The organism is Faecalibacterium sp. I3-3-89 (assembly GCF_023347275.1).
Lineage (GTDB): Bacteria > Bacillota > Clostridia > Oscillospirales > Ruminococcaceae > Faecalibacterium > Faecalibacterium butyricigenerans.
The window spans coordinates 528,888-550,233 of the sequence record NZ_CP094468.1; the positions used below are offsets into that span (position 1 = coordinate 528,888).

The following is a 21,346-nucleotide window of genomic DNA, read 5'->3' on the forward strand; positions in this document are numbered from 1 at the left end:
GGGCCTTTGAGTGAAACAACATCAATGGAGGAAAATGCGTTATGGCTTCGATCAGCTGCCAGCATATCTACAAGATCTACCCCGGTGCTACTGCTCCTTCTGTCACCGATTTCAACCTGGAGATTCAGGACAAGGAGTTCATCATCTTTGTCGGCCCCTCTGGCTGCGGTAAGTCCACCACCCTGCGCATGATCGCCGGTCTGGAGGAGATCTCCAAGGGCGAGATGTACATCGGCGGCCGCCTCATCAACGACGTCCCCCCGAAGGACCGCGACATCGCCATGGTCTTCCAGAGCTACGCTCTGTACCCCCACATGACCGTCTACAAGAACATCGCTTTCGGTCTGGAGCTGCGCAAGACCCCGAAGGACGAGATCGACCGCCGCGTCCATGAGGCTGCCAAGATCCTTGAGATCGAGCACCTGCTGGACCGCAAGCCCAAGGCTCTGTCCGGCGGCCAGCGCCAGCGTGTCGCTCTGGGCCGCGCAATGGTTCGTAACCCGGCTGTCTTCCTGCTGGACGAGCCTCTGTCCAACCTGGATGCAAAGCTGCGTACCTCCATGCGTACCGAGATCATCAAGCTGCACAAGAAGCTGGCTACCACCTTCATCTACGTCACCCACGACCAGACCGAGGCTATGACCATGGGCGACCGCATCGTCGTCATGAAGGACGGCATCATCCAGCAGGTCGATACCCCGCAGAACCTGTATGATATGCCCTGCAATATGTTCGTTGCAGGCTTCATCGGCAGCCCCCAGATGAACTTCCTCGACGGTACTGTCATCAAGAAGGGCGACCAGTACGGCATCGATCTGGGCGGCGACGTCATCCCCCTGCCCAAGGAGAAGACCGCTGACGGCAAGCTGGATTCCTACGTCGGCAAAAAGGTCAAGATGGGCATCCGTCCCGAGGACATCGACGACGAGCCGGAGTTTATGGCAAAGCACACCGACTGCCAGCTGGATGCTCAGGTCGATGTCTCTGAGATGATGGGCGCTGAGATCTACCTGTACCTCGAGTACAAGGGCAACAAGATGACCGCCCGCGTCGCTCCTACCTCCAAGGCACGCAACGGAGACAAGGTCCGCGTTGCCTTCGATCCCCACAAGGTCCATCTCTTCGACGTCGAGACCGAGCAGACCGTCCTGAACTGATCGTCTAAGATCATTTTTGATCCTCCTATCATAAGAAAGACCGCCGGGCATCAAAACCCGGCGGTCTTTCGTTTTGCCCGGAAAAGGACAAAATAAAAAACCCACGCTGCGGCAAAGCAAAACGCAGCATGGGTGCGGGAATGGCTTAATTCAAGATACAGTCAGCGCTCAGCGGGCCAGCGTGTACTTGTGCAGGGTGGCGCGGACAGCGCCGGGGCCTGCGAACAGCTCCTTGGCCATGGACTCGATCTTCTCGCCCAGACCGACGGCATACAGATCCACGCCAAAGACATCGGCACGGCTGTACAGAGCCTTCAGGCAGGAGAAGTCCTGCTCACCGGCCTCCACCTTCAGGGGAGCCACGATGGCCTGCAGCTCAGCCAGCATCGGGTCAGCAGAGATCTCGAAGGGCTGGCCGTTGTCGTCGATGCCCTTCAGGTAGCGGGCATAGCCTGCCAGAACCAGCGGGATGAGGACGAGGTTGGACTTGTCCAGACCGCGCTCCTCGTAGGCCTTGATGGTCTCGCCGAAGCGGATGGCCAGCTTCTGAGAGGTATCGGTAGCGATACGCTGGGGAGCATCGGGCATGAAGGGGTTGGGCAGGCGGCGGTTGATGACAGCGCCGATGAACTCGTAGGGGTTCAGCACGCCGGGATCGACGACCACGGGCATGGCCTCGATGTAGCCGATCTTCTGGATGAAGGCGCGCAGATCCTCGTCGGCCATCTCGGCAGAGATGAGGGTGTAGCCCAGCATACAGCCGTAGATGGACATGGCGGTGTGCAGGGGATTCAGGCAGGTGCAGACCTTCATCTTCTCGATCTTATCGACGGTCTCGCGGTCGCAGTAGAGGACACCGCCCAGCTCCAGCGGGGGACGGCCATTGGTGTAGTGATCCTCGATGCAGAGGTACTGGGTCTCCTCGGCGTTGACGAAGGGAGCGGTGAAGGTGTGCTTCTCGGTGACGATGGTGTAGTTGTCCTCGAAGCCGTCGTCGGCCAGCATCTGCTGGACCTTGGCATCCGGGCGGGGGGTGATCTTGTCGATCATGCTCCACGGGAAGGTGATCTTGGTTTCGTCCTTGACGTAGGCGAGGAACTCGGCAGGCACCAGACCCTGCTCGACCCACTTGGAGGCGTAGGCAAAGACCGCAGCCTTGACCTTATCGCCGTTGTGAGAGCAGTTGTCCATGCTCTGGACGGTCAGGGGCAGAGCACCGGCCTTGAAGCGCTCGTAGAGCAGGGCAGTGACCTTGCCCATGGCCAGCACGGGGGTCAGGCCGCGCTCGAGGTCAGCAGGAGCGACGCCGTAGCCCTTCTCGGTGATGGTGAAGGAGATCATCTGCAGGCTGGGAGCCTGAAAGATCTCGACCAGACGTGCCCAGTCAGCACCGAAGGAGTAGTCGGCCTTCAGGCTCTCGGTGACGGAGGCGATGACCTTCTTTTCGATGTCGCCGGTGGACTTCAGGCAGACCAGCAGGCTCAGGTTGTCGTAGGGCTGGTAAGCCTTGTCGATGATCTCGTAGTCGAAGCTCTCGGCCACGATGACGCCGCGGTCATACTTGCCGCTGTTCAGTGCGTCGTTCAGGATGGCAGCCGGGAAAGCACGGAAGATGTTGCCGGCACCGAAGTGCACCCAAGTGGGTTCTGCGTGGGTCTTGGCCTTGACGGCCTCGACGTCGAACTTGGGCAGCTCATAGCCCTTTTCTGCCCACTCGGCAGAGAGATTGCCGTTTTTAATGTCAGTCAGCTTCATATTCGATCAGCCCTTCTTCTTTTCTTCGTCCAGACGGTCCAGCAGGTCCCAGACGCCCAGCATATACTGGATGCCCAGCGCACGGTCATACTTGCCGTAGCCGGGGCGGCAGACGCCGGGGCCTTCCTCCCACAGCTGACGGCCATGGTCGGGGCGGATGTAGCCCTCGAAGCCGCAGTCATGGTAGGCGCGCAGGATCTCGATGATGCCGGTCTCGCCGCAGCAGTCGCGGTGGGCAGCCTCGGAGAAGTCGCCGTTGGGGAAGTGATGGATGTTGCGGATGTGTGCGAATGCGATGCGGTCGCAGTGCTTGCGGACGATCTCAGCCACATTGTTATTGGGGTTGGCGTTCAGGCTGCCGGAGCAGAGGGTCAGGCAGTTGTACTCATCGTCCACCATGCTCAGGAAGCGGTCGATGCTCTGGGCATCCACCAGCAGGCGGGGCAGGCCGAAGATATCCCAAGGGGGATCGTCCATGTGGATGGCCATCTTGATGTCGCACTCGCGGCAGGTGGGCATCAGGGCTTCAAGGAAGTACTTCAGGTTCTCCCAGAGCTTCTCCTTGGTGACGGGGGCGTAGGCCTTGAACAGCTCGTCCAGCTTTGCCATCCGCTCCGGCTCCCAGCCGGGGAAGGTCATGTTGTACTTCTCGGTGAAGGACATGATGTACTCGGCCATGGACTTGTAATCGTCCTTGATCTTGTCCTTTTCGTAGAACAGTGCAGTGGAGCCGTCGCCGACGGGGTGGAACAGGTCGGTGCGGGTCCAGTCAAAGATGGGCATGAAGTTGTAGCAGATGACCTTGACGCCGAACTTGGACAGGTTGCGGATGCACTGCTTATAGTTCTCGATGTACTTGTCGCGGGTGGGCAGGCCGATCTTGATGTCGTCGTGGACGTTGACCGACTCGACAACGTCCATGTCGAAGCCATAGGCGTGGATCTGGTCTGCGACCTTCTGGATCTCGTCGATTTCCCAGATCTCGCCGGGCATCTTGTTGTGCAGTGCCCAGACGATGCTGGTCACGCCGGGGATCTGCTTGATGTCGCTGAGGGTGACGGGGTCGTTGCCCTCGCCATACCAGCGCCAACCCATTTTCATAGGCATAGTGGATGTCCTCCGTTTATCTTGCTTTGCGTTTGTGCGCGGCAGGAGTGCCTCGCTCTCTCACTTATATTCTAATATATCAGTTGCGAATTGGCAATAGTCGATTCGACGACTTTTGGAGTTTTTTCTTGTATACTTTATACAAAACGGCATAGAAAAGAGAAAAAAGGGCGTCAGCCCGGCAGCGCCGGGCTGACGCCCTTTTCGATGATCTCAGGTCAGCGCTTCACATGGAAGGCTGCCATGCCGGGGTAGACGGCGCTGTCGCCCAGCTGCTCCTCGATGCGCAGCAGCTGGTTGTACTTCGCCACACGCTCGGTGCGGCTGGGCGCGCCGGTCTTGATCTGGCAGGTGTTCAGGGCTACGGCCAGATCGGCGATGGTGGTGTCCTCGGTCTCGCCGGAGCGGTGGGAGCTGATGGCGGTGTAGCCTGCCTTGTGGGCCATCTTGATGGCCTCAAGGGTCTCGGACACAGAGCCGATCTGGTTCAGCTTGATGAGGATGGCGTTGCCCGCGCCCAGAGAGATGCCCTTGGCCAGACGCTCGGTGTTGGTGACGAACAGGTCGTCGCCCACCAGCTGGACCTTATCGCCCAGTTCGCGGGTCATCTCCTGCCAGCCCTCCCAGTCCTCTTCGTCCAGACCGTCCTCGATGGAGATGATGGGGTACTTTTCCACCAGCTTCTTCCAGTGGGCGATCAGCTCGCTGGAGGTGAACTCGGTGCCCGCCTTGGGCAGCTTGTAGAAGCCCTTGCCCTTGGGGCTTTTCCACTCGGAGGAAGCAGCGTCCATGGCCAGCATGAAGTCCTTGCCGGGAACATAGCCGGCCTTTTCGATGGCGGCCAGAATGGTCTCGATGGTCTCCTCGTCGCTGGACAGGTTGGGGGCGAAGCCGCCCTCGTCGCCGACGGAGGTGGCCAGACCCTTGGCCTTCAGGATGGAGGCCAGAGCGTGGAAGACCTCAGCGCACCAGCGCAGGCCCTCCTTAAAGGAGGGGGCACCCACGGGCATGATCATGAACTCCTGCGTGTCCACGGTGTTGGTGGCGTGTGCGCCGCCGTTCAGAATGTTCATCATGGGGACAGGCAGACGGTTGCCGTTCACGCCGCCGAGGAAGCGGTAGAGGGGCATATCCAGCGAAGCGGCCGCAGCGCGGCAGGCGGCGATGGAGACGGCCAGAATGGCGTTGGCGCCCAGCTTGGATTTGTCCTTGGTGCCGTCGGCGTCGATCATGGCCTTGTCGATGGCATAGGTGTCGGAGGCATCCATGCCGATGACGGCATCAGCGATGACGGTGTTGATGTTCTCCACGGCCTTGGTGACGCCCTTGCCCAGATAGCGGCCCTTGTCGCCGTCGCGCAGCTCCAGTGCCTCGAACTCGCCGGTGGATGCACCGGAAGGGGCGCAGCCCCGGGCTACCGTGCCGTCGGCCAGCGTGATCTCGGCCTCTACAGTGGGGTTGCCGCGGGAGTCCAGGATCTCACGGCCCAGAACGTCTACGATCTCAAGATAGTTCATACTCTGTACCTCCATATATAATAGGAATGGATGCGCTCTTCTCATTTGGATAGTATACGCTAACTAACCGACATTATCCTACCATGATTCGGCCCGGGATGCAAGAGAAAACGATGATGTTAGCCAAAACGAACTTCAATGCAGGAAAGTTGTGTCATCTTTTTGTTACTTGTGAATCGATTTCATGTTCTGTTTTTCTCAGGTGAACAATTTGAAAAAGTAACCAAAAAGCAACCGATGATTTTGTGAAAAATAGCAAGTTTTGCCGGAAAGCCCTCGGAAACTATGGACGATTTGTGAATTGCAGACTTGCACCGGAGTGCTTATAATAAGACTCAAGATAGCAGAGCCGCTTTGAGGGAAGGGAACTTTGCTTCCTTAGCGGCTTTTCCGGATACCGGCAGCAGGCCGGGCAGGAAAGCCGCCAAAAACACGAATGCTTCCAAATATCAGGAGGATATAGACTTATGAAAAACATGATCTCTCGTCGTAACTTTCTGGCTGCTGCCGGTGTTGTGACTGCTGCCGGTGTTCTGACCGCCTGCGGCGGCTCTTCCAGCACCGCTGCTTCCACCTCCACCGCTGCTTCCACTGCCGCTTCCGGCGACACCATCAAGGTCGGCGTCATCGGACCTCTGACCGGCGATGTCTCTGTCTACGGTCAGGCCGTCGTCAACGGCGCTACCCTGTACCTGAAGCAGGTCAACGAAAAGGGCGGCGTCAACGGCAAGCAGCTTGAGATCATCACGATGGACGAGCAGGGCGATGCTACGCAGGCTGTCACCTGCTTCACCAAGATGTGCGATCAGGGCATCACCGCTCTGGTGGGCGACGTCACCACCACCCCGACTCTGGCTGTCGTGGCCGAGAGTCAGGATTACAATATGCCCATGGTCACTGCTTCTGCGACCGCTGAGGCTGTCACCTACGATGCCGAGACCGACACCGTCTATGAGAACGTCTTCCGTGCTACCTTCACCGACCCGTTCCAGGGCATCAAGATGGCAGACTACGCTTACCAGAAACTGGGCTACACCAAGGCAGCCGTCATCTTCAAGAAGGGCGCTGACTACAACGAGGGTCTGGCCGAGAACTTCGTCAACGAGTTCGAGGCACAGGGAGGCACCATCGTCGATCAGGAGAGCTACTCCGACGGCGACGTCGATTACAAGACTCAGCTGACCACCATCCTCGGCAAAGCCCCCGAGACGGTCTTCTGCCCCAACTACTATCAGGAGGTGGGTCAGATCCTGTCTCAGGCAGAGAGCATCGGCCTGACGGTCCCCTTCCTCGGCGGCGACGGCTGGGATGGTCTGGAGGGCTATGCTTCCAACGACCAGCTGACCGACACCTACTTCTGCGCCAACTATGCAAAGGGCTCCAACACCGACTTTGAGGATGCCTACAAGGCAGAGTACGGTGAGGAGTACCCCAACGGCTTCTCTCCGCTGGGCTACGATGCAGCAATGACCATTGTTTACGGCATTCAGGCCGCAGAGGATGCCGGTCTTGAGGCTGCCTCTGACGACTACAAGCAGGCTGTCATCGATGCCATCAAGGGCGGTACGATCAATGGCATCACCGGCACCTTCACCTTCGACGAGCACAACAACCCCGTCAAGCAGACCGCTATCCTGACCTATGTGGACGGCAAGCCGGTCCTGAAGGAGATGTTCTGATCCTGCTCTGGTTCTGCGCACCGGTGTGCGGCATAAGAGCGAGATCCAGAAAGTAAATGACCCATTTGCGGAGACCGCCGGAACAGGTTTACTCGGCAGCCTCCGCTTTTTGTTATATCCGTCCACGACCTCAGAAAGGAAGTATCAGACAATGACAGTGTTTTTCAGCCAGCTCATCAACGGCTTGTCGCTGGGCAGCATCTACGCACTGATCGCACTGGGCTACAGCATGGTGTACGGCATCATCCTGCTGTTGAACTTTGCCCACGGCGATGTCATCATGGTGGGTGCGTATATGTCATGGTTCGTCATGAACCAGCTGGGTCTTGGCCCGGTAACTGCCGTCTGCGCCACCATCATCACCTGTACGCTGCTGGGCGTGGTCATCGAGAAGGTGGCCTACACCCCGCTGCGCAGTGCGCCCCGCATCTCTCTGCTCATCACGGCCATCGGTGTGTCGTTTTTCCTTGAGTACACTGCAGAGCTGGTCATGGGCAGCGGCGCAAAGGTCATCCCCTCCTATTTTGACGCCAAGACCTTCTCGGTCGGCAAGGTGCCTCTGGGCCTGACCTCCATCATCACGCTGGTCGTTACGGTGCTGTCCATGCTGGCGCTGACCTTCCTCGTCCAGAAGACCAAGCTCGGCAAGGCCATGCGCGCCGTCTCGGAGGATATGGATGCTGCCCGCCTGATGGGCATCAACGTCAACAGCACCATCTCCTTCACCTTCGCGGTCGGCTCGGCGCTGGCCGGCATCGGCTCGGTGCTGTACTGCTGCTCCTACCCGCAGGCCACCCCCACGATGGGCTCCATGCTGGGCCTGAAAGCCTTCGTCGCCGCCGTTCTGGGCGGCATCGGCTCCATCCCGGGCGCTATGGTCGGCGGTATCGCCATCGGCCTGTGCGAGTGCTTCGTCTCGGCCATCGGCCTGTCTGCATGGAAGGACGCCGTCACATTTGCCATCCTCATCATCGTGCTGCTGGTCAAGCCCACGGGCTTCCTCGGCCGCAAGGTGCAGGAAAAGGTGTAAGGGGGACTGTAACATGAACAAACTGAAACGCAAGACCCTGAAGATGCCGGTGCGCTATCTGATGAACACCGTGCTGGTGGTGCTGCTGTTCGTTCTGCTCTCCTTCATGACGCAGAACGTCCTCTCCACCTATCAGAACAAAGTCCTGCTCACCGTGGGCATCAATATCATCCTCGCCGTGTCCCTGAACGTGTCCACCGGCTATCTGGGTCAGCTGCCGCTGGGCCATGCCGGATTTATGGCTGTGGGTGCTTATACCTGCGCCCTCTTCACCAAGTACAGCCCGCTGCCCTCCGGCGTGGCGTTTGTCATCGGTCTGGCGCTGGGCGCTGTGATGGCCGGCATCTTCGGCGTCCTCATCGGCATCCCGGCTCTCCGCCTGACCGGCGACTATCTGGCCATCCTGACGCTGGGCTTCGGCGAGATCATCCGCATCACCCTGAACAACATCGACGATGTGCTGGGCTTCAAGCTGTTCTACGGCGCAAAGGGCCTCAAGAACATCCCGAAATACTCCAATTACTGGAACGTCTTCCTCTGCGTGGTCATCACCTGCTTCGCCATCCACGCCATGATGAAGAGCCGCCATGGCCGGGCTGTCCTCGCCATCCGCGACAACGAGATCGCAGCCGAGAGCTGCGGCATCCAGACGACCTATTATAAGGTCATGGCCTTCGCCTTCTCTGCGGCCTTCGCCGGTCTGGCCGGCGGCCTGTACGCCTGCTATCTGGGCGTCCTCGACCCCTCTACCTTCGGCTTCATGAAGTCCATCGAGATCCTGGTCATGGTGGTTCTGGGCGGCATGGGCTCCATGCTTGGCTCCATCCTCTCCGCCACCGTCCTGACCATCCTGCCCGAGGCCACCCGCAGCTTCGAGAGCTACCGCATGGTGGTCTACTCGCTGGTGCTGATCCTCATGATGATCTTCCGCCCGGGCGGACTGCTGGGCAGCTATGACTTCTCGATGAGCCGCATTGTGGAAAAGGCCATGAACGGCGAACTGTTCCGCAAAAAGAATGCTGACAAGGAGGGCGCAGACCATGAGTGAGTTTCAGACGAAGTTACACAGCGTCCCTTCCGGCGGCTTTCTGACCGACCGCGACAAGGACAAGAAGCCCATCCTCGACGTCCGTGAGCTGGGCATCGACTTCGGCGGTCTGACCGCCGTGGACGGCTTCAACCTGATGATCGGCCGCAACGAGATCACGGGCCTCATCGGCCCCAACGGTGCCGGTAAGACCACGGTGTTCAACCTGCTGACCAACGTGTATCAGCCGACCCGCGGCTCCATCCTCATCGATGGTATGCCCACCGCCGGGAAGAAGACCTATCAGGTCAACCGGATGGGCGTGGCCCGCACCTTCCAGAACATCCGGCTGTTCAAAGAGCTGTCCGTCATCGACAATGTGAAGGTGGGCCTCCATGAGTCCATGAAGTACAATCTGGCCTCCTCGCTCCTCCGCCTGCCCAACTACTGGAAGGAAGAGAAGAAGTGCACCGAGCGTGCACTGGAGCTGCTGGACATCTTCCACATGGCCGACCTCGCCGATGCACAGGCCGGCAGCCTGCCCTACGGCGCGCAGCGCCGTCTGGAGATCATGCGTGCTCTGGCCACCAGCCCGAAGCTGCTGCTGCTGGACGAGCCTGCCGCCGGTATGAACCCCTCCGAGACTGCGGAGCTGACCGAGACCATCCGCCGCATCCGCGACGAGTTCAACATCGCTGTCCTGCTCATCGAGCACGATATGAGCCTTGTCATGGGCATCTGCGAGGGCATCGCCGTGCTGAACTTTGGCCGTATCATCGCCAAGGGCACGCCGGACGAGATCCGCAATAACCCGCAGGTCATTGAAGCCTATCTGGGCAAAAAGGAGGGCTGAGCGATGGCACAGACTTTACTGAAGGTTGATAACATCAACGTCTTTTACGGCAACATCCACGCGGTCAAGGATGTTTCCTTCGAGGTGAACGAGGGCGAGATCGTCACCCTCATCGGCGCCAACGGCGCAGGCAAGTCCACCACCCTGAAGACGGTGTCCGGCCTGCTCCACCCCAAGACCGGCGATGTGCTCTATAAGGGCAAGAGCATCAAGGGCGTCCGCGCCCATAAGATCGTCGAGGCCGGTCTGGCACAGGTGCCGGAGGGCCGCCACGTCTTCCTGCATATGACCGTGGAGGAGAATCTGGACATGGGCGCTTACACCCAGCCCAACTCCACCATCGCCCCCAACAAGGAAAAGGTCTTCGAGCTGTTCCCCCGCCTGAAGGAGCGCCGCAAGCAGCTGGCCGGGACTATGTCCGGCGGCGAGCAGCAGATGCTGGCCATGGGCCGCGCCCTGATGAGCAACGCTTCCATGCTGATGCTGGACGAGCCTTCTATGGGCCTGTCCCCCCTGCTGGTGCAGGAGATCTTTGACATTATCCGGAACATCCACAAGGAGGGCATGACCATCCTTCTGGTGGAGCAGAACGCACAGATGGCCCTTTCTGTGGCCGACCGCGCCTACGTCCTCGAGACGGGCCGTGTGGTCATGGAGGGCACCGGTGCCGAACTGCTGACCAACGAGCGTGTCCGCAGCGCATATCTGGGCGGCTAAAGCAGGATATAGCAATTCAACTTTTTAATGCAACAGCAACAGCGTTGAATTGCATATCGCAAATATGCTGTTTGAATGTTGCACTAATTTCTTGTCTTGCGATAAAAGAACAAGAAGGCGTGACCGCGCGGTCACGCCTTTTTTGTTGTGGAAAATCATCGGATGATGGATTGGTAGTAGTTCCCGAAATCGGCAAGGGCATCAATGATGGGAAGCATCTCTCTGCCGAGGCTGGTCAGGCCATACTCCACGCGAGGGGGCATTTCCTGATAGTCGTGTCGGTAGGCGAGCCCGTCGTCGATCATCTGCCGTAAGCTGTCCGTCAAAACTTTCTGAGAGATTCCCTCCAGATCTCTTTGCAGTTCGTTGAACCGCCATGGGCGGGTCTTGAGATTGCGCAGGATCAGCAGCTTCCACTTGCCGCCGATGAGGGAGACCGCAGTGGCCACGGGGCAGGCGGGCAGTTCTTCTTTTGTTTTCATGGCATCACACCTCCGAGAACATCATAACATATTCTTTTTAATATGTACAGTTATAAAAAGGTGCGTACTTGTTTTAGAGTGTTCTCCGGCTTAAACTATACACAGGCGAGCGAGAGCGCCAATATCCTTTGGAGGTAAAAGAGATGGAAAACTATACGAAAACGAATATCGGCAACGAGGCAAGAGTGGAACTTCACGAAAAATTGGGCCTGACAGGTGCGGAGGTCAGCATCAACCAGCTCCCGGCGGGCGCAGGGGTGCCTTTTGTGCACGCCCACAGGAACAATGAAGAGATCTACGGTATTATTGCAGGAAAGGGCAAAGCCGTTATCGATGGGAAGGAGATCGCTCTGACCGCTGGCGACTGGCTGAAAATTGCTCCGGCAGCAAAGCGCCAGCTCTCTGCTGCCGCAGATGAGGGCATTACCTATATTTGCATTCAGGTGAAGGAACACTCTCTGGGCGGCTTTACCGCTGAGGATGCCGTCATCTGCTGATAGAAAGAGCCGGAAATGTAAAACACCCTGCACAGAGATGTACAGGGTGTTTTGTGTTATGGTGATTCAACTTTTATCGCAATTTCCCAAAATAGCGCCGAGCAAGATGACATGGCTGCGCGGCTCTCTGGTCTTGCGATGGATAGAGCTTTCGGTCAGCCCGGATACTTGTGGACTTCCAGCAGCTCCTCGGCCCGCCTGACCTGTTCCGCCGTGGGCGGGACAGCGTCGGGCAGGGGATAGGGGATGCCGAGCTTCTGCCATTTGAAGAGGCCCAGCGTGTGGTAGGGCAGCACCTCCACCCGCTGCACCGTCCTGAGGGACGAGATGAACTCCGCAGTCCTCCGCAGGCCCTCCTCGTCGTCGGTCAGGCCGGGCACCAGCACATGGCGGATCCAGAGAGGGACACCGAGGTCGGAGATGTGGCGCGCCATCGCAAGGATGTTGGCGTTGTCTTTTCCGGTGAGCTGGCGGTGCTTCTCCGGGTCGATCTCCTTCAGGTCGAGGATGACGAGGCTGGTGGAGCGCATCAGCCGGTCAAAGTCGGCCAGATAGGCCGCATCGTCGGGGCGAAAGGGCTGACCGGCGGTGTCGAGGGCCGTGTGCACGCCCTTGGAGCGGGCCAGCTCGAAGAAGGCCGTCAGGAACTCCATCTGGCGCAGCGGCTCGCCGCCGCTGACCGTGATGCCGCCCTTCCTGCCCCAGTAGTTGCGGTAGCGCCACACCCGCTGGAAGAGCTGCTCCACCGTCCATTCCTCGCCGCCGTCCGCCCATGTCTCGGGGTTATGGCAGTATTTGCACCGCAGGGCACACCCCTGCAGAAAGACGACGAACCGGACGCCGGGGCCGTCCACGGAGCCGAAGGTCTCCAGCGAGTGGACGTACCCGACAGGGGAGTTACAGAGCTGCATGGCAGGTACGGGAGATGACGTCCATCTGCTGCTCGCGGGTCAGGTCGATGAACTTGACGGCGTAGCCGGAGACACGGATGGTGAAGTTGGCGTACTCCTCCTTCTCGGGGTGCTCCATTGCGTCGATGAGCTTCTCCCTGCCGAAGACGTTGACGTTCAGGTGGTGTGCACCCTGATCGAAGTAGCCGTCCATGACCTGCACCAGATTCTCGATCCGCTCGCCCTCGCTGTGGCCCAGAGCGTCGGGATTGATGGTCTGGGTGTTGGAGATGCCGTCCAGTGCCCAGTGGTAGGGCAGTTTTGCCACGGAGTTCAGAGAGGCCAGCAGGCCGTTCTGCTCTGCGCCGTAGCTGGGGTTCGCACCGGGTGCGAAGGGGGTGAAGGCGGCACGGCCATCGGGCAGAGCGCCGGTGTACTTGCCGTAGACCACGTTGGAGGTGATGGTCAGGATGGAGGTGGTGGCCTCGGAGTTGCGGTAGGTGTGGCGCTTCTTGATCATCTCGAGGAAGGTCTTCAGCAGCCAGACGCCGATCTCGTCGGCGCGGTCGTCATCGTTGCCGTACTTCGGGAAGTCGCCCTCGATCTCGAAGCCGGTAGCAAGGCCTGCCTCGTCGCGGACGACTTTGACCTTGGCGTACTTGATGGCGCTCAGGGAGTCGATGACGTGGGAGAAGCCGGCGATGCCGGTGGCGAAGGTGCGGCGGACGTCGGTGTCGATGAGGGCCATCTCAGCCTCTTCGTAGTAGTACTTGTCGTGCATATACTGGATGAGGTTCAGCACATTGACGTACAGGCCAGCCAGCCAGTCCAGCATCTGGACGTACTTGGGCAGAACCTCGTCGTAGTTCAGATACTCGCCGGTGATGGGGGCGTAGTTGGGGCCGCACTGCTCGTGGCTCTTCTCGTCCACGCCGCCGTTGATGGCGTAGAGCAGGCACTTGGCGAGGTTGGCGCGTGCGCCGAAGAACTGCATCTCCTTGCCGGTCTGGGTAGCAGACACGCAGCAGCAGATGGAGTAGTCGTCGCCCCAGACGGGCTTCATGACGTCGTCGTTCTCGTACTGGACCGAGCTGGTGTTGATGGACACCTTGGCGGCGTACTTCTTGAAGTTTTCGGGCAGGGCAGAGGAGTACAGAACGGTCAGGTTCGGCTCAGGTGCAGGACCCATGTTCTCGAGGGTGTGCAGGAAGCGGTAGCAGTTCTTCGTGACCATGCTGCGGCCGTCCATGCCGATGCCGCCCACTTCCAGAGTTGCCCAGACGGGGTCGCCGGAGAACAGCTGGTTGTAGCTGGGGATGCGGGCGAACTTGACCATACGGAATTTCATGACCATGTGGTCGATAAGCTCCTGAGCCTCGCTCTCGGTCAGGATGCCCTTGTCCAGATCGCGCTGGATATAGATGTCGAGGAAGGTGGAGATGCGGCCCACGCTCATGGCGGCGCCGTTCTGGGTCTTGATGGCGGCCAGATAGCCGAAGTAGAGCCACTGGCAGGCCTCTTTTGCGTTCTTTGCGGGCTGGGAGATGTCGTAGCCGTAGGCCTCGGCCATTTTCTTCATGCCCTTCAGGGCGCTGATCTGGCGTGCGATCTCCTCGCGCAGGCGGATGACGTCATCGGTCATGGTGCCGTCGCCGCAGTTGGCGAGGTCCTCCTGCTTGAACTTGATGAGGGCGTCGATGCCGTACAGGGCCACACGGCGGTAGTCGCCCACGATGCGGCCGCGGCCATAGGTGTCGGGCAGGCCGGTGATGATGTGGGTGTGGCGGGCAGCCTTCATCTCGGGGGTGTAGGCGTCGAAGACGGCCTGATTGTGGGTGCGGGTGTAGTCGGTGAAGATCTTGTGCAGCTCCGCAGAGGGCTGGTAGCCGTAGGTGGTGCAGGCCTGCTCTGCCATCTTGATGCCGCCGTAGGGCATGAATGCACGCTTCAGGGGCTTGTCGGTCTGCAGGCCGACGATCTGCTCCAGATCTTTCAGGCTCTCGTCGATGTAGCCGGGGCCGTATGCGGTCAGGCTGCTGACGACGTCGGTCTCCATATCCAGCACGCCGCCCTTGGCGCGCTCGGCCTTCTGCAGCTTCTGCAGTGCGCCCCACAGCTTATTGGTCGCTTCAGTGGGGTCGGCGAGGAAGCTTTCGTCGCCGTTATAGGGGGTGTAGTTCTTCTGGATGAAGTCGCGGACGTTGACTTCCTCTTTCCAGATGCGGCCCTCAAAGCCTTCCCACTGTTCAAAATTGATCATTGGAACCTCCTTGCTCCTATCGCAATCCAACACCACAGCTGCTTTGCAATAGCTGGTTAGGATTGCCTAACTAATCTGTCTTAAAAAAGCCGCCGATTGCGGTCTTTTAAAGGCAGGGCGATACATCACGCAGAGGTATTTGGATGGCAACCTCCACGTTGCAAAAAGCGGCTGCGGGCGGGCAATCGAGTCGGCCAGCAGCGGCTTTGACACTATAATAACAGTGATTCTCAGAAAAAGCAAGAGGAAACCTGTGGATTTTCCACAAGCGCGGGTACTTTTTGTTATGAAAAATGCTCATGGAGGCCATGGATAAAAAAATTGCAGAAAATTTGAAAAACAGGCTTGACAGTCATGACAAACTATGGTATCCTGTTGTCACGGCGAGGTTAGTTAAATCTAACCAAAGCTCTTCCGACTCCTCCGAAGAGATGCCTGCAACTCTCTTTGCGGAGATTCGGTTCCTCCATTCCATTCTCCTATTTATAAAAAGGAAAGCGGCTTATGGTTTGCTCCGCTTTCCCTGCGCGCAACGCAGGCGCTCTGGTACGGCGTCCTGTGCAAAAAAGAAACAAAATGCGGGACACACAGACTTGACCACCTGTGCGTCCCGCTTTTTGTTTGCCAAGCGGGATGGTTTCCGTTTGAAGATGGGGCTTTGCGGAATGCCAAAGCCTCCCCTTAGGAGAGGCTTTGGCTGAGGAAGAGTTGTCTCTTGACACCCAAAGGGAGAGTACTATAATAAAGTATATCGAAAAAACGAGAAAAGTCGTTTTTCTCTGAAACGGCGAAAAAATGCTCTTTGGGAGGAAATGAATGAAAAAACTAGCGCGGGCCATCGTGCGGATGCGCAGGCTCATCCTCATTGCGGCGGTGCTGCTGCTCATCCCGGCGGCAGTGGGGGCCGTCGCCACGCCCATCAACTACGACATCCTCTCCTATCTGCCGCAGGAGCTGGACTCCCGGGTGGGGCAGCTGCTCTTAGAGACGGACTACCATCTGGCGTCCACCAACATGATCACTGTGGAGGGGATGCCCACAAACGAGCTGCTGGCCATGAAGGCCGAGATCGACGAGGTGCCGGACGTGCTGAACACCTTCTGGCTCAGCGATGTGCTGGACCCGGCGGTGCCGGTGGAGATGCTGCCGGCAGACCTTCAGCAGTTCCTGTTCGGCAAGAACGACTCCACCATCCTCATCGTCCAGCTGGGTGGCTCCAGCGTCAGCGAGGAGACGATGGGGGCCGTGGCCCAGATCAAAAAAATACTGCGGAAGAACTGCTTCTTCGGCGGCATCAGCGTCATCCTGAGCGACACCAAGGAGCTGGTCATGGGGGAGATGCCCCTGTATGTGCTCTGCGCCGTGGCGGGGTGTCTGCTGGTGCTCTTCCTCTCGCTGGAAAGCTGGCTCACGCCCTTCCTCTTCATGCTGGGGCTGCTCTTCCCGCTGGTGTATAACTTTGGCACGAATATTTTTCTGGGGCAGGTCTGCTTCATCACCGAGGCGCTGGCGGCAGTTTTGCAGCTGGGCGTGACGATGGATTTTTCCATCTTCCTGCTCCACCGCTACGAGGAGGAAAAAGCCTCCTGTGCCTCCAACGAAGAGGCGATGGAGAACGCCATCTGCAAGACCATGAGCTCCATCGCGGCGTCCAGCCTCACCACCATCGCGGGCTTTCTGGCCCTCTGTGCCATGCAGCTGACGCTGGGCGCAGACCTTGGCGTCGTCATGGCGAAGGGCGTGGCGCTGGGCGTCCTCTGCACCATCGTCATCCTGCCCTCGCTCATCCTCTTCTTTGACCGGTGGGTGGAAAAATACCGCCACCGCACCTTCATGCCGCGGCTCACCCATCTGAGCCATTTTGTCTCCAAGCACCCGGTGCCTGTGGTGGCGGTCTTTCTCCTGCTGATGATCCCCTTCGGGCTGGCTCAGAGCAGGACGGACATCTACTACAATATTTTTGCGGCTCTGCCGCAGGATATGCCCGGCATCGTGGGCACGAACAAGCTGGGCGAAGACTTTGGCATGATGACCAACCACTTCATCCTCGTCCGGGAGGAGCTGACGGCCTCGCAGGTATCCGGTCTCTGCGACGAGATCAAGGGGGTGGACGGCATCACGCAGGTGGTCAGCCTCGACTCCATCGCAGGCCCCGGCTTCGAGACGGAGCTTCTGCCCGACGAACTGATGAACATCGTGCAGAACGGCGGCTATAAGCTCATCCTCGCCAACGGCTGCTACAAATCCGGCAGCGACGCCCTCAATGCGCAGGTGGACGAGCTGGTCCGCCTCGTCAAGACCGCGGACCCCGAGGGCCTCGTCACCGGCGAGGGAGCCATGATGAAGGACCTCGTGGAGATCGCGGACGAGGACTTCAAAAACGTCAACATCTGGTCCATCGCGGCGGTGCTGGTCATCATCGCGCTGTCCTTCCGCAGCCTGTCGGTGCCGGTGCTGCTGGTGGCCAGCATCGAGGCGGCCATCGCCATCAATATGGGCATCCCCTATTTCATCGACGGCTCGCTGCCCTTCATCGCCAGCATCGTCATCGGCACCATCCAGCTGGGCGCGACGGTGGACTACTCCATCCTCATGACCACCCGCTACCGCGAAGAGCGGCTGGCCCTCCGCTCGCCCAAGGCGGCGGCACAGCAGGCCCTCGAGCACTGCAGCCAGAGCATCCTCACCAGCGGCCTGACCTTCTTCGCGGCCACCTTCGGCGTCGCGGCCATCAGCCGGGTGGAGCTGCTGGAAAGCATCTGCCTGCTCATCTCCCGGGGTGCGCTCATCAGCATGGCGGTCATTCTGCTGGTGCTGCCCGCCGCGCTGATGCTGCTGGACGGCCTCATCTGCCGCACGACATACCACTGGCTCACCGCCCCCAACGCTGCAAAGGAGTGAATCATATGAAAAAAACGCAGGATCTTCTGCGCCGCGCTGGCGCTGCGGCGCTTGCCCTGACCATGACGGTCGGCCTCTGTCGGCCCGCTTTTGCGGCGACGAAAGCCCCCTTCTCGAAGGATGAGACGGTGTATGCCGTCATGGCGGCAGACGGCTCGGTCCAGAAGACCACCGTCAGCGAGCACCTCTACGCTGCCGACGGCCTCGCCGGTGTGGAGGACAAGTCCACCCTGAAAAACATCGTGAACACCGAGAGCTTCGCCGAGTATACCCGGAACGGCGACACGCTGGTCTGGAACACCGACGACACCGACGTCTACTATAAGGGCGACACCGACCGGCAGCTCCCCATCTCCGCGAAAGTGACCTATACGCTGGACGGCAGGACCGCCCCCCTGAGCGAGCTTCTGGGCCAGAGCGGCCACCTTGTGCTCACCATCGACCTGACCAACAACGAGAAGGGGACGCTGACGGTGGACGGAAAAGAGCGCACCGTCGTCACCCCGCTGGTGACAGCGGTGGGCGTCGTGCTGGGCGGAGACGCCCGCAACGTCAACGCCGTGAACGGCCTGCTGGAAAGCGCGGCCAAGAGCAGCGTGGCGGCCTTCGTCGCCCTGCCGGGCGTGAAGGCGTCCCTCGACGGCCTTCTGCCCCAGCAGGTGGACGGTGTGACCCGGTACTTACAGGACAGCCTGACCGTGGAGGCCGATGTAGAAGAGCTGACGGCACCTCAGATCCTGCTGGCCTGTGCTGCCACCGCCGAGGCGCTGGGGCAGGGGGATGAGGTCTTTGACCTCGACAGCCTCAACGGCCTGACCGACGGCATCGCGGCCCTGAACGATGCCATGAGCCAGCTTCTGGACGGTGCTTCCCAGCTGAAGGCGGGCACAGCCCAGCTTGCCGCCGGTTCGCTGGCCCTGCTGGATGGGGCCAACCAGCTGGACAGCGGCCTCGGCCAGCTGACGGAAGGGCTGGACACCCTGACCTCCAACAACGCCGCCCTGACCTCCGGCGCACAGCAGGTGGCCGACGGTGTGCTGGACTCCGCCAACCAGACCCTCATGGAAAACGGTCTCATCGACACCCCCATGACGTGGGATACCTACGAGGCCGTCATCGACGACATCCTCTCGCTGGGGGAGAAAACGCTGGCGGCAGGCCGCAAAAAGATGGTGCGTACCATCTGGGAGCAGGCTCCTCAGTTCAAGGCCAGCCAGCTGGACATCGCCCTCTACCTCGCGGCCACCAAGACGGGGCACGACCTTGAGGCTGCGCTGCGCCTGATGCAGAGCTTCTCCCCCGATTTCATCGTGGGCTGGCTCCGGAAGCTCACCGACAGCGACGCCCAACAGAAGATCCACGACGAGCTGGTCTACCAGACCGCCAACAGTGAGGACATGGCCAGCGTCCGCGCCCTCAAGGAAAATCTGGGACAGATCCGGTTCTTCGTGTCCAGCGTCGGCCAGTACGCCGACGGCGTGGCCGCAGCTGCCGAGGGCGCTCACACCGCCAAGGAGGGCAGCGCCCGGCTGGCCGGCGGCGCATCCGCCCTGTATGACGGTGTGCTCCAGCTCCAGAACGGCACCGACCAGCTCAACGGCGGCCTTGTGCAGTTCAACGCCGAGGGCATCTCTCAGCTCACCGGCGCACTGGACGCCGACCAGCTCCACGCCCTGCAGACCGTGGTGGAGGAGATGACCAGCCGCCTCGCCGGTTACACCAGCTTCGCCGGTGCGCCCGAGGGGGCAGAGCAGAGGGTGAAGTTCATCTACAAGACCGCCGAGACGCCCGCCGAAACGGCCCCGGTGGAGACGGCAGCAGACAACGCCACGGAGGGCAATTTCTTTGTCCGCCTGTGGCACCGCCTGCTGGCGATGTTCGGGCTGTAAGGATAGGAATTACAAGGCCCCGGAGGACAGGAAGCCTCCGGGGCCTGTTGTATCTCTCTGCAAAAAAGGCAGCCGCCCCAGGCAAAGCATAAACCGGAGCGGCTGCGTTTTCAAGGAGGTAAATGATTAGGAGAACATCCAAACAGTTATCTGGTGTGCAGTATCCGGATAACGGTCAGGCGAAGAAGGAGATGATCAGTGCGACGAGGAAACCTACGCCGCCGACCAGCGTTTCCATGATGGTCCAAGTCTTGAGGGTAGTCTTTTCATCCATACCGACAAGGCTCTTGACCAGCCAGAAACCGGAGTCGTTGAAGTGAGAACAGACGGTGGAGCCGCCTGCGATGGCAGCGGTGACACAAGCGAGGTAGAGGGGGCTGAGTTCGCTGATGCCGGGCATGGCGGAGATGATGCCCGCAGCCATGGTCATTGCCACGGTAGCGGAACCCACCGAGATGCGCACCAGGGCAGCCACGATGAAGGCCACCAGAACCAGCGGCAGGCTGGCGTTTGCCACGGCGTTGCCGATGACATCGCCCAGGCCGGAGTTCTGCAGCATATAGCGCAACACGCCGCCGCAGGCAGTGACCAGCAGGATCATGCCGGTAGGCTCCAGAGATTTGGTCATGATCTTTTCCAGCTGGGCGTTGGTGTAGCCGTGACGGGTGCCCAGCAGGTACATAGCAGCGATGGTGGCCAGCAGCAGAGCCATAAAGGGCTCGCCGAGGAAGGCCAGAACCGGCTGGATGCCAGCCAGAGCGGGAACGACCTTGGCCACAGAGTTTGCAATGATGAGCAGCAGCGGGATCATGATGATGCCCACGATGGTGCCAAACTTGGGCAGCTTGCTCTCGTCAATGTCTGCCTGCTGTGCAATGTGCTCGGGGACTTCGACCATGTACTTTTTGCCGCAGATGCTGCCCCAGATGGGACCGGCGGCGATCATGGCAAAGATGCCGCAGAAGATGCCGATGAGGATGACCCAGCCGAGGTCAACGCCCAGCATGCTAGCCACCAGCACAGGACCCGGCGTGGGAGGGATGAATGCGTGGCCGACAGCCAGACCGGCCAGCAGGGGGATGACGTAGTACAGAACGGAGCGCTTGGTGCGTTTTGCCAGAGAGAAGGCCAGCGGGATGAGGATGATGAGGCCGGCGTCGAAGAAGACCGGCATGGCCACCACAAGGCCGGTGATGCCCAGTGCCCATGCGGCCTTTTCGTCACCGAACTTCCGCACCATGGTCACGGCCAGCGTCTGTGCGCCGCCGGATTCTTCCAGAATGGCACCGAACATGGAGCCCAGACCCACCAGAAGAGCGATGCCCTTTAAGGTGTTGCCGATGCCCTCGTTCACCGAGCCGATGATGTCGGACAGGGGCATACCGGCCATCAGGCCGATGCCCACCGCACCGATCAGGATGGAGATCATGGCGTGTACCTTGAACTTGATAATGAGAACGAGCAATAGGATCAGACCAGCCACGGCAGCAAAAACCAGCCGTGCCGCATCGGGTGTTGCAACTGCTGTCATAGAAATTTCCTCCGTTTCGTGATTTTGGTTGCACTTATCCAAGCCGTCCGGAAA

The 21,346-nt window shown here is 59.7% G+C and carries 17 protein-coding genes; 10 read left to right on the forward strand and 7 right to left on the reverse strand.

Annotated elements, in window-relative coordinates; translation table 11 throughout:
• The first annotated feature begins 41 nt into the window (after window positions 1-41).
• Entirely contained in the window at window positions 42-1,157 is a 1,116-nt protein-coding gene (locus tag MTP38_RS02485; protein ID WP_249234158.1) for an ABC transporter ATP-binding protein, read from the forward strand.
• A gap of 168 nt (window positions 1,158-1,325) precedes the next feature.
• Here MTP38_RS02485 and MTP38_RS02490 read toward each other — a convergent pair whose 3' ends face one another.
• The 3 genes from MTP38_RS02490 to eno form a co-directional block, all read right to left on the reverse strand.
• Window positions 1,326-2,912 carry a mannitol dehydrogenase family protein gene (locus tag MTP38_RS02490; protein ID WP_249234159.1) on the reverse strand — a complete coding sequence of 529 codons (1,587 nt, stop codon included), beginning with the start codon at window positions 2,910-2,912 and terminating at the stop codon, window positions 1,326-1,328.
• A 6-nt stretch (window positions 2,913-2,918) separates the two neighbouring features.
• Window positions 2,919-4,019, reverse strand: a complete 1,101-nt coding sequence (gene uxuA, locus MTP38_RS02495; protein ID WP_249234160.1) for a mannonate dehydratase — start codon at window positions 4,017-4,019, stop codon at window positions 2,919-2,921.
• A 218-nt stretch (window positions 4,020-4,237) separates the two neighbouring features.
• Window positions 4,238-5,536, reverse strand: a complete 1,299-nt coding sequence (gene eno, locus MTP38_RS02500) for a phosphopyruvate hydratase (RefSeq protein ID WP_249234161.1) — start codon at window positions 5,534-5,536, stop codon at window positions 4,238-4,240.
• Window positions 5,537-6,003: 467 nt separating this feature from the next.
• On the opposite strand from eno, the gene MTP38_RS02505 reads away from it, so the two are divergent.
• From MTP38_RS02505 to MTP38_RS02525, 5 genes are all read left to right on the forward strand, one after another.
• A complete protein-coding gene (locus tag MTP38_RS02505; protein WP_249234162.1) occupies window positions 6,004-7,215 on the forward strand; it encodes an ABC transporter substrate-binding protein in 1,212 nt (403 codons plus the stop codon).
• Window positions 7,216-7,366: 151 nt separating this feature from the next.
• Window positions 7,367-8,245 (forward strand): branched-chain amino acid ABC transporter permease, encoded by an 879-nt coding sequence (locus tag MTP38_RS02510; protein ID WP_227620630.1) that lies wholly within the window; start codon window positions 7,367-7,369, stop codon window positions 8,243-8,245.
• 13 nt (window positions 8,246-8,258) lie between these two features.
• Window positions 8,259-9,293, forward strand: coding sequence for a branched-chain amino acid ABC transporter permease (locus tag MTP38_RS02515; RefSeq protein WP_249234163.1), 1,035 nt, complete (start codon window positions 8,259-8,261; stop codon window positions 9,291-9,293).
• The gene (locus MTP38_RS02520; protein ID WP_249234164.1) at window positions 9,286-10,125 is read left to right on the forward strand and encodes an ABC transporter ATP-binding protein; all 840 of its coding nucleotides are present in this window, start codon (window positions 9,286-9,288) and stop codon (window positions 10,123-10,125) included. Before MTP38_RS02515 ends, MTP38_RS02520 begins: the two co-directional genes overlap by 8 nt.
• A 3-nt stretch (window positions 10,126-10,128) precedes the next feature.
• Window positions 10,129-10,842 (forward strand): ABC transporter ATP-binding protein, encoded by a 714-nt coding sequence (locus MTP38_RS02525; RefSeq protein WP_227620627.1) that lies wholly within the window; start codon window positions 10,129-10,131, stop codon window positions 10,840-10,842.
• A 155-nt stretch (window positions 10,843-10,997) separates the two neighbouring features.
• On the opposite strand, the gene MTP38_RS02530 is transcribed toward MTP38_RS02525, so the two are convergent.
• Window positions 10,998-11,324: a winged helix-turn-helix transcriptional regulator gene (locus tag MTP38_RS02530; protein ID WP_249234165.1), complete on the reverse strand. Its 327-nt coding sequence runs from the start codon at window positions 11,322-11,324 to the stop codon at window positions 10,998-11,000.
• A gap of 143 nt (window positions 11,325-11,467) precedes the next feature.
• Between MTP38_RS02530 and MTP38_RS02535 the strand changes: the two genes are divergently transcribed.
• Entirely contained in the window at window positions 11,468-11,821 is a 354-nt protein-coding gene (locus MTP38_RS02535) for a cupin domain-containing protein (protein WP_249234166.1), read from the forward strand.
• 155 nt (window positions 11,822-11,976) lie between these two features.
• On the opposite strand, the gene pflA is transcribed toward MTP38_RS02535, so the two are convergent.
• Window positions 11,977-12,732 (reverse strand): pyruvate formate-lyase-activating protein, encoded by a 756-nt coding sequence (pflA, locus tag MTP38_RS02540; protein ID WP_249234167.1) that lies wholly within the window; start codon window positions 12,730-12,732, stop codon window positions 11,977-11,979.
• Window positions 12,719-14,971: a formate C-acetyltransferase gene (gene pflB / locus MTP38_RS02545; RefSeq protein ID WP_249234168.1), complete on the reverse strand. Its 2,253-nt coding sequence runs from the start codon at window positions 14,969-14,971 to the stop codon at window positions 12,719-12,721. Before pflB ends, pflA begins: the two co-directional genes overlap by 14 nt.
• 308 nt (window positions 14,972-15,279) lie before the next feature.
• Here pflB and MTP38_RS02550 point away from each other — a divergent pair, with 308 nt between their 5' ends.
• The 3 genes from MTP38_RS02550 to MTP38_RS02560 all read left to right on the forward strand — a co-directional run bounded on the left by MTP38_RS02550 (window position 15,280) and on the right by MTP38_RS02560 (window position 19,761).
• Window positions 15,280-15,672 (forward strand): hypothetical protein, encoded by a 393-nt coding sequence (locus MTP38_RS02550; RefSeq protein WP_249234169.1) that lies wholly within the window; start codon window positions 15,280-15,282, stop codon window positions 15,670-15,672.
• Between the two features lie 115 nt (window positions 15,673-15,787).
• Window positions 15,788-17,872: an efflux RND transporter permease subunit gene (locus MTP38_RS02555; RefSeq protein ID WP_249234170.1), complete on the forward strand. Its 2,085-nt coding sequence runs from the start codon at window positions 15,788-15,790 to the stop codon at window positions 17,870-17,872.
• A 5-nt stretch (window positions 17,873-17,877) separates the two neighbouring features.
• A complete protein-coding gene (locus tag MTP38_RS02560; RefSeq protein WP_249234171.1) occupies window positions 17,878-19,761 on the forward strand; it encodes a hypothetical protein in 1,884 nt (627 codons plus the stop codon).
• A gap of 175 nt (window positions 19,762-19,936) precedes the next feature.
• Here MTP38_RS02560 and MTP38_RS02565 read toward each other — a convergent pair whose 3' ends face one another.
• Complete coding sequence (locus tag MTP38_RS02565; protein ID WP_249234172.1) at window positions 19,937-21,292, reverse strand: GntP family permease; 1,356 nt, start codon at window positions 21,290-21,292, stop codon at window positions 19,937-19,939.
• Window positions 21,293-21,346: the final 54 nt, after the last annotated feature.